The sequence below is a fragment of the Paenibacillus sp. DP01 genome (assembly GCF_044784315.1).
In the GTDB taxonomy this organism is placed as follows: Bacteria; Bacillota; Bacilli; order Paenibacillales; family Paenibacillaceae; genus Paenibacillus; species Paenibacillus polymyxa.
In genome coordinates this window covers 4,939,869-4,947,439 of sequence record NZ_CP173059.1, presented here as the reverse complement: position 1 = coordinate 4,947,439, position 7,571 = coordinate 4,939,869, and the positions used below count along the sequence as shown (strand labels likewise).

The window sequence follows — 7,571 nt, the reverse complement described above, 5'->3', positions numbered from 1 at the left end:
TACTAACTTGGAAGGATGTGCCGAATAGCTATTGGGCAGCGCGCGACATCGCAGCTGCTGCGATGTCTCTCAATAGCGCAACAAAAAACGAGTAGCAACCGAGAGTCGACAATATGACGTTTTTAAGAGGGGCTACCGCTATGTACTCGGTAGCCCCTCTTGTGAGCAAAAAGCCATTAATGTGTCATTCAATCGGGAAACTGTACCTGTCACTTAGAGCATCTTTCCTCAACTCGAATTTCTTCATCATAAAAGAAACGCCCAAGTGGAGAGCAACAAATCACCTGTAACCCCACTTACAGTTATTTCTTTCTAAGTATTACTCCAATAACCCCAGTTCCTTTTATACATTTGATCAGACTCTCCTAATACATGTCCATATATTGTTAATTTTGTGCCTAGGGGGACCAGATTGTATAATTCCATGACATCGTGGTTCCGCATTCGAATACAACCATGGCTCTGATGCTGTCCAATAGAATATGGTAGGCTTACCACAAAAAAACACTTTCAAGGTTGTGCCATATCTTACGACATGGTGCATTTTCTTGAAGGTGTTTTTCAGTCTCGCTCTATTTATTTTAAAAAGACAGCACTTCGGCATATGATCAGCCTTTCATGCCCTCGGAAAGTTAAGGATTATCATCCGGCGGTAAAGGGAATGAAGCTCGAATATAAGTTGTTGGAGCTATTTTTTGATGAACAGGCAACAACCGTTCATGTAGGTTCTTCTGGGATAACGATTTATAAAGTATAGATATAGCTGCAGCGGCTATCTGCTCAGATGGTATATCGATGGCCGTAATGGGTGGTGTAGAATACTGGGTAGCGTCTGGTCCGGTCATCCCGATCGATATGATAGCAACTTCCTCAGGGATTTTAATTTTCAAACGGTTAAATTCATGGATCATTCCCATAACGATAGTATCCGATTCACAGAATATCGTTTTAGGTCTATCCGTCATTTGAAGATATCTCTCTGCAGCTGTAACTCCTCCGGCAAGCGAATTCGGTGCTGTTATAATGTGTGATTGATCAACCACAATATGCTGCTTCCTGCACTCTTCAAGAAAAGCATTTATACGCTGGTTGGAAGCAACATAAGGACTTTCCACTGCGACTACTCCGATATGTTGTACCGACTGCTTAGTAAGCAAAGAAACCGCCTCTATTGCAACTTCGCCAGAGTCAACATAAACTGTGGAGAATTTTTTAGACTGGCGATTAATCAAAACGATTGGCATGCGGGGCGACAATGACTCCAAATACGCCAGATCTGCCTCGGAAGTAGCACCAATAATAATTCCATTATACGTATTATTCATGATCTCTTTAGCGTCTTTGGCGATTTGATCGTTCGTATAAATACGTATAACAAGCTCGAAATCAAATTGTTTTTTTTCTATTTCGGATTGAATCCCTGCCAACAATGCCGCCAGCATGTTCGTCCGGGCATCTAATGTCCAATATAAGGCAATGATCGGCTTGGCCCGATCTAAATTGCGCAGACGTCTTGCACTAACATTCGGCTGATATCCCAATTCATCTATGGCTTTCATGACTTTATTGTAGGTTGTCGAGGGAATACTTCGTTCCTTAGATTTGCCGTTAATGACAATGGAAACTGTCGAAACAGATACCTCAGCCAACTTAGCAACATCTTTCAGTGTAACCATCTTAGGTCTCCAATCTAATAACTAATTGGTCATACTTTCCTTAAATATAATCATAATCTAATTTTCTGTAAATGTGAACAATTGTGAAAAATAGAACATGTCCTTGATTTGCTCATTTTATTGATATAAAATGAATTTGTCAACGAGTACAACGTTATACTAAAACGTTGTACTCAACTTAATTTCAAAATGTGTCCGAAACCTTAGAAAGGAGAAGCGTGAATGCCTTATGTGTAGTGGATAGATAAGAATATTGATTTTTAAGTACAACGTTGTACTTACTGTGTAATCGTAATTATTGTTATGTTTCGGCAAATCCAAGGAATATAACGGTGATCTCTTTGGATGATTAAAAATATGATTCCGTAATATTAAAAAGAGAAGATGAGGTAGATGGCATACAATATCTCGGTTATTCATGGAGATGGTATTGGCAAAGAAATCGTTGACCAAGCGATCAAAGTAATGAATGAAGTCGGCAACGTATTTCATCATACCTTTCATTTTGAAAGATGTGAAGCCGGAACCGAGGCCGTTCAAAAATACGGTGAACCCCTTCCTGATAAGAGCCTAAGGCAATGTCAAGAAAGCGACGCGATATTACTCGGAAGCCTGTGGCTCGACAAGTATCCGGAATTGCCACAAGAAAAGCGTCCAAGCTATGTTCTTTCTCTACTTAGGAAAAAGCTAGAGCTTAAGATAAATCTTCGGCCGATCTCCGTGTATAAATCATTGGCGGAATTGAGCCCACTGAAAAACAGTATCATTGGCGAGGGATTTAATATTCTTATGCTTCGTGATCTGGCCGGCGGCATGCTCATGTCCCAAAGATACCGAGGAATCGGGGATTATGGCAAAGAAGCATTCGATAAAGAGTACTATAACGAAGAAATGATCAAAGCGAATGCTTGCGCTGCGTTTGAAATTGCTCGTGGGCGCAGCAAGAAGGTCACAAGTTTGGATAAGGCGGTCATCCTGGAAAGTTCGAAGTTGTGGCGTGAGGTTGTCCAAGAGGTTAGTGCAGATTATCGGGATGTAGCTCTGGTGAATCAGTACATTGATGATGCAGCCGCGCAGGTCATTACCGATCCTCATAACTATGACGTTATTCTAACGTCTGGCATGTTCGGAGATATCCTTTCGGATGAAATATCCGCATTGGCAGGAACACCGAATGTACTTCCGTCAGCGGAGCTCAATCGCCAGGGCAAAGGTCTGTTTACACCTAACCAAATACACAATAAAGATTATTCCATTGTAGGCAAGGATATCGCTAATCCAATCGGATCTATTTTATCCGGTGCGATGATGCTACGTTTTGCTTTTGGTTTGGAAGAAGAAAGCCAAGCCATCGAGGGAGCGGTTAAACGGGTACTAGATGAAAAATACGCAACAAAGGACATTTGCTTACCGGGAAGTAAACGGATTGGGACAAGCGAAATGGGGTCTATCATATCCGAAAAGATAAGAGAAATTGGGAAGGAGCTAGTTTGATATGACGATGATCGAATCCATTTTGAACGAAAAGTCCGGAGTAACCACAGTTATTGAACCGAACTATATCGTTTTAAGTGACAGTTTACCATTAGAAATTGTAAATGAATTAGAAAATATAAAGCGGCTTGAAGCGCCTGAGCGGGTGATCGTAATGCTCTATTTTGACACTCCCGCTGGGAATTTCATATCAGCTGAAATACAGAAAAAACTCATCCAGTTTGCTCGCAAGCACGAACTGAAATTTGTCCAATCCCAAGGCATCGAATATCACATTCTGCTGAATCAATATGTAAAACCTGGTGACATCGTTGTTTCTTCAGGTAAGCATAACAGCATTTTCGGTGTAAAGCAGGCTCTCGGAATACATGTGAATCCATCCGAATTGCTTCATGTGTGCACAAACGGCAAGATGAATATAGTGGTTCCGGAAACCGTGTACATCGAACTTACGGGCCAACTAAAATCAGAAGCGTCCATCAAAGACTTCGTAATCTCCTTTTTAGCATCAAATGAACTTAAATACGCTGGCAAAGCCATCGAATTTTATGGAGAGGGCTTAAATTCCTTATCCCCGAAAGAAACAACAGATCTTTGCCAATTGGCTTCGAGAAGCGGTGCTGTGACAGCATTTCTTCATATGGATTTTCAAGGACCGGGCCAAGAAAGCTATGATTTAGGAGATGTGCAACCCATGGTTGCTCTGCCGGGGTCGATCCATCAATCGCAACCTGCGGCTGAATTGGCAGGTACTCCATTATCGGCTTGTTTCATCGGCGGATGCACAGGAGGCAGTATTGAGGATTTGAGAACAGCCGCAGCGATTTTGAAAGGAAAACGGATTCCCATAAATATGCGGTTATCGATTGGACCACAAACTAATGAAGTTTACAAGCAGGCTATTTCCGAAGGGTTAATTCAGACCTTTATCGATAGTGGTGCGCAAATTTTGAGCACAGGCTGTGCCAGCTGTGTGACAACGTCAAAAGGTGTTATTGCCGAAGGCGAAACGATGCTATCGGCTAGTTGCTGGAATTATAAGGGATGCAACGGCTCAAAGGACTCGCTGGTTTACCTCGCTTCCGCAGAATCCGTCGCTAACTCCGCGTTGAAGGGCTGTATCACATTAAATTCGAAGGGATGAGAAGATTTATATGGAAAAGAAATTTAACGGAAAGTTATGGAAACTCCCAGATGATGTCGATACAGATACTATTATTGCAGGCCGGCACGGAGTTATTCTCGATAAAAAGGAAATGGGCTCGCACTGTCTTGAAACCCTTCGCCCCGAATTTGCATCCCAGGTACAACCGGGAGACATTATTGTAGCTGGCAAAAATTTTGGCTGCGGATCATCGCGGGAAATGGCCGCCGAAGCGATCAATGTACATGGTGTTTACTGCATCATCGCTAAATCCTTTGCCCGCATTTTCTTTAGAAATGCGATCAATAACGGCATGCTACTGATTGAAAATGCAGAAATACCTGAGCACTGCGAAGAAGGGGACATCCTGACCGTCGAAGTGAACCAGTCAGTTACCGTCAACGGCAAGAGCTTCAGCATTCCCAAGGTGTCCAATAATTTGTTTGAAATTATTCAAGATGGCGGACTAATCCCCAATATCATTAAACGCATGGAAAAAGCCGAGGCAGAAGGGAGATAACAAAACAATGGGACATACACTGGCTGAAAAACTATTAATGAAAAATACGGGAGAACAAAGTCTGGCCCCTGGTGACATGGTAATCGCTCGGCCCGATCGATATATGATCCATGATATTTATACCTCGTTCCTGAAGCGCGCGTTAAAGGATATGCATGTGACCAAAGCGATCTACCCGGACCGCGGAGTAATCATCTTTGACCATTTGATGCCGACCAACCAGGCGGATACCGATCCTGCCCATTTTGTGGATGGACTTGAGCTGGCTGAAAAATTTCAAATTAAAAATGTTCATAAGGGCGAGGGAATCTGCCACTCTCTGATGCATGAACTAAGATACGCAAGACCAGGTGAAATCGTCGTAGCGACAGATAGCCATACAACGACCTATGGCGGGGCAGGTTGTTTCTGTACTGGCATTGGACATACCGAAATGGCAGCAGTTGTGGCAACGGGCGAGATCTGGCTCAAAGTTCCTTCGGCCATCAAGATTGTGCTTGATGGTGAGTTTCCGAAAGGTGTCGGAGCAAAAGATATTATTTTAAGAATCCTTGGTGACATCAAATCGGACGGCGGTCAGTACAAGTCGATGGAATTTACAGGAGCTGCCGTGCGCAGCATGAGTATGCAGTCACGATTCACTATAGCCAACATGGCTTTGGAAGCCGGTGCAAAGGTAGGATTATTCGAAGCAGATGAAAAAACAGCCGAGTATTATGACATGGACTATAATGATATTTCCTGGCTGAAAGTAGACGAAGACGCCAAGTATGAACAAGTTCTTCATTATGATGTCAGTAAGCTTGAGCCCCAATTGTCATGTCCACAAGGCGTTGATAATGTTCATCCTATTTCCGAAATCGAAGGAACGAAACTGAATCAGGTTTATATTGGTTCTTGCACCAACGGTAGCATTGAAGATATGGAGATGGCAGCTAAAATTCTTGAAGGTAAAAAAATTGCTCCTTTCCTGAAAATGATTGTGATTCCGGCAACCATCAATATTTACAAAGAAGCGATGGAACGCGGTTATATTCAAACCTTCATCGATGCCGGTGCCAGTGTATCGCACCCTTGCTGCGGATTATGTTGCGGGCAACCCTATGGTCTAATGAGCGACGATGAGGTGGTACTAGGTACTAACAATCGCAACTTTATCGGTAGGATGGGAACCAAGAAGTCGCTAATTTATTTGTCTTCCCCGGCAGTGGCCGCGGCATCCGCCTTAACGGGGGTCATCACTCATCCAGCTAAACAATTTGCGCTATAACAATAATCAGATGGGAGTTTACTATGGATAAGCAAATTGGGGTTACCGCCATTCCGCCGAAGTCAAATTTCATAGCTCAATTAAAAAAAATAAAGATTTCAGGCTTGTCGTTAAAATACTATATTCCCTTTTCTATCATCATATTGCTTGCGGTCTATACCGGGAATTTGAATAAAGATATTATCGGTTCAATTGCATTTCTCTTGATGGCTGGTGGTTTGTTTTCATATGTTGGAGGCGTCATTCCCATTTTCGGCAGTTGGATGGGAGGGGCGATCCTCCTGCCGTTATTCGGTGGCTCAGCACTCGTGTATTTTGGTCTGATTCCGGATTACGTACAGACGAATATTTCGGGTTTGATCGGATCGGGCTTTGTTAATTTATTTTTGTCGGCAATCATCATCGGTTCGATCCTTAGTATGGATCGGAAGGTGCTCGTCTCCATCTCATTACGGCTATTACCGTGCATTATTGGTGCTCTGGCCTTTGTATTCATCTTCTTAGTTCTAGGATCGCTCTTAACAGGCTCAACGTTGCTGGAAGGTCTGTTTATGATCGGTTTGCCGAATTATTCTGGAGGCTCTTCTGGTGCAATCGCCGTTGTTCCGTCCATTTACAGCCCAATTTTTCACAAGCCGGCAGGAACTTTTTCGGGGCAGTTCCTAGTATACATGAACATTTCGAACCTGATTTGCGTCATTTTCGCTGGCTTGTTGCATAAACTTGGTAAGCGTTATCCTTCGCTAACAGGTAATGGCGAATTGCTGAAGAATGTGCGCAAAAGTGCAGACCAACCTGCACAAGAAAAAGCTAAAGTCTCGAGTGATTTGAAAAAAGATATTACAAAGTTAGGTACAGGGTTGTTTGTTTCGGTTGTTTTTATAATCGCCGGTAACATTTTGCAGAGCATTATACCACAGCTTAACTTTATAGCCTGGGCTGTAATTTTGGTCATTATCGTGAAAGCAACAGGCTTTTTGGATGATACCTTGTGCCAATCTAGTGACTATTGGCAAGGATTTATGGTTCGAAACTTTTTACCGTTCCTGATCACGGGGATTGGGATTGCATCGCTTGATTTGAGCCAAGTGTCCTCCTATTTTACAGTTTCGAATTTTATCATTATCATTTTTGGGGTTATCGGTTCTGTGGTAGGTTCATTAATCGTCGGCAAGTTTATGAAATTCCACCCCATTGATTCGATGATCGCCGTAGGTCTTAATTTAGGAAATCTGGGAGGAACCGGCGCTATCGGGGTATTATCAACTTCAGAGCGGATGGGGATGATGCCATTTGCAACGATCGCCAACCGGATCGGCGGAGCCATAATGGTTATTGTTATCAGTTTGCTGTTGCCATACTTTTTATAATGCACAAATTAAAAATGTTTCCGCTATTCGGCTGACATTGGACGATATATGGGCAGTATTAATGTGAAAATGTTCACAATTTACTGCCCGATAATAA

The 7,571-nt window shown here is 42.8% G+C and carries 6 protein-coding genes and 1 pseudogene; 5 read left to right on the top strand and 2 right to left on the bottom strand.

All coding sequences use genetic code 11. The features are described from left to right. Positions 1–360: 360 nt before the first annotated feature. Positions 361–486: pseudogene (locus tag ACH59B_RS21915) on the bottom strand (L,D-transpeptidase); the annotation flags it as partial. A 146-nt stretch (positions 487–632) separates the two neighbouring features. Further along, on the bottom strand, positions 633–1,676 hold the full coding sequence (locus ACH59B_RS21910) for a LacI family DNA-binding transcriptional regulator (RefSeq protein WP_016820441.1): 1,044 nt from the start codon (positions 1,674–1,676) through the stop codon (positions 633–635). 393 nt (positions 1,677–2,069) lie between these two features. Here ACH59B_RS21910 and leuB point away from each other — a divergent pair, with 393 nt between their 5' ends. From leuB to ACH59B_RS21885, 5 genes are read left to right on the top strand one after another with little or no spacing between them, the layout of a single operon-like run. Then, entirely contained in the window at positions 2,070–3,170 is a 1,101-nt protein-coding gene (gene leuB, locus ACH59B_RS21905; RefSeq protein WP_016820440.1) for a 3-isopropylmalate dehydrogenase, read from the top strand. 7 nt (positions 3,171–3,177) lie between these two features. Beyond that, positions 3,178–4,314 carry an aconitase family protein gene (locus ACH59B_RS21900; protein WP_404302671.1) on the top strand — a complete coding sequence of 379 codons (1,137 nt, stop codon included), beginning with the start codon at positions 3,178–3,180 and terminating at the stop codon, positions 4,312–4,314. A gap of 10 nt (positions 4,315–4,324) precedes the next feature. Beyond that, a complete protein-coding gene (locus tag ACH59B_RS21895) occupies positions 4,325–4,834 on the top strand; it encodes a 3-isopropylmalate dehydratase small subunit (protein WP_016820438.1) in 510 nt (169 codons plus the stop codon). 7 nt (positions 4,835–4,841) lie between these two features. Continuing rightward, positions 4,842–6,104, top strand: coding sequence for an aconitase/3-isopropylmalate dehydratase large subunit family protein (locus ACH59B_RS21890; protein WP_404302669.1), 1,263 nt, complete (start codon positions 4,842–4,844; stop codon positions 6,102–6,104). A 23-nt stretch (positions 6,105–6,127) separates the two neighbouring features. After that, positions 6,128–7,474 (top strand): 2-hydroxycarboxylate transporter family protein, encoded by a 1,347-nt coding sequence (locus tag ACH59B_RS21885; protein ID WP_167438557.1) that lies wholly within the window; start codon positions 6,128–6,130, stop codon positions 7,472–7,474. Positions 7,475–7,571: the final 97 nt, after the last annotated feature.